We start from the raw sequence: 1,903 nt of genomic DNA on the forward strand, positions 1-1,903 counted from the left end.
ATACGCATGCCAGAGAATCCCGGCCCGCCGTAATCGGGCCGGGATTCTCGTCCGTCCCCGGCCACAAGAATATCCCTTCTCGGAACATCCAGCTCGGGACCGCAGAAGCGCGCGGCGGCGCGCGGGGGCGCCGAAGAGGGCGGTGTACAGCCGTAGCGGCATGGAACGGATCCACACGCAGCACGTGCCCTGCACCCTGTGCGGACGTTGTCGAGCCAGGTGCCGAGCTTGACCACGACGACCCCGTCAGCAGCTTTCTGACGGCCCAACACTGCCTCTGCCGATTTCAGGTGCGCGGGCGTACTTCCGGGGCACTCTCCGGTGTCCCTCCCGGGCGTGGAACTGCGGTGCCGCCTCCGGATCGGCGGCCTGCTTGTCGTTCTGCGTCCGCCGTGCCGGCCGTTCGTTGTCCTCGGCCGGTGTGATCCTGGGATGTTCTCCAGGATCCACTGCCGTACGGGCATCAACTGTTCCCACGCGTGCCGCTGAGCCACCCAACGTTCGAGGTCTGCGCCCTGGACGACGATGTCGCCGGTCGGAAGGGTTCCGTCGGCCTGGACGTGGTTCTGGACGAGCCCCGTCGCTCCAGCCTTCGGCGACGCTGAGCGGTATCCGCTTCCGTTCCATCCTCTCAACCTCGGGGGAACAAGCGCGCCACGCTTTGGCAGGGTTCTTTTCGGTGGGCCGGGTTGGCCCTTATGAAATTGACGCGGAGGACGTTCCGACGTGCGGCGTCCAGCGGGTTCTGGAGGAGATATGACCACAGGAACCACGAGCGGTGACGGTTCCATCATGATCAACGTTCGTGGTGAGGCGGTGCTGGAGGTGGAGCCCGAGCTCTGCGAGTTAAGGAACTTGGCCACCCGGAGCCCCGCGACGACTCGACCGCCAATTGGGAGATGCGACCCCGATCGCTGCTGTAGGACAACGTCGGCGAGGTCGTCTGCGGGATCGATGTACGACGAGCTGGCGGAGGGTCACGTGCCCGAGATCTGGGCCGGGGTGGACATCGGCAAGACGCACCACCACTGCGTGGTCATCAATGCGGAGGGGAAGCGGCTGCTGTCCCGCCGGGTCGCGAACGACGAGAGTGAACTGCTCGCCCTGATCGGCGATGTCCTGGAGATGTCCGCCGACGCGCTGTGGGCTGTGGACCTCAACCACGGCGGTGCCGCGCTGCTGATCGGCCTGCTGGTCAGCCACGGCCAGCCGGTCGCCTACCTCACCGGCCTGGCGGTCCACCGGGCCTCGGCCACCTACAAGGGCGAGGGCAAGACCGATGCGAAGGACGCCTTCGTCATCGCCGACCAGGCCCGCGTCCGACGCGATCGCGAAGGGGGGTGATGGCCCTCGATGAGGAGATCGCCGAGCTCGACGCCCTGATCGAGGCCCGGTTTCGCGAGCATCCGCACGCCGAGGTGATCCGCAGCCTGCCCGGCATGGGCACCAAGCTCGGAGCCGAGTTCCTCGCCGCCACCGGTGGCGACATGGGCGCCTTCGGCACCTCCGACCGCCTGGCCGGCTTCGCCGGCCTGGCTCCCAGACCACGTGACTCCGGACGCGTCAGCGGCAAACGGCGCCGCCCTCGGCGCTACCACCGCGGTCTGCTGAGAACCATGTACCTGTCGGCCATGGTGAGCCTTCAGTGCTGCCCCGTCTCGAAGGCGTTCTACGACCGGAAACGGAGCGAGGGCAAGGGACACAAGCAGGCCCTGCTGGCTCTTGCGCGCCGACGCCTCAACGTCTTGGGGGCGATGATCCGTGACGGAAAGTACTTTCACGCTTCACCCCCCGTCACGGGAGCGGCTTGACAACACGATTGGGAAGTTCCTTCCTCGTTGGTCGTGCACGCTCTGCCGGGCCAGTCTGCTGCAGCCGAACGTCACGGGGAACGCCTGCATGA

1 pseudogene is annotated in these 1,903 nt (G+C 66.9%); it reads left to right on the forward strand.

What is annotated here, in order from left to right:
* The first annotated feature begins 954 nt into the window (after positions 1 to 954).
* A pseudogene (locus IE107_RS34335) lies at positions 955 to 1,811 on the forward strand (IS110 family transposase).
* Positions 1,812 to 1,903 lie beyond the last annotated feature (92 nt).

Origin of the sequence: Streptomyces gelaticus (assembly GCF_014649535.1) — a bacterium.
Classification (GTDB): domain Bacteria; phylum Actinomycetota; class Actinomycetes; order Streptomycetales; family Streptomycetaceae; genus Streptomyces; species Streptomyces gelaticus.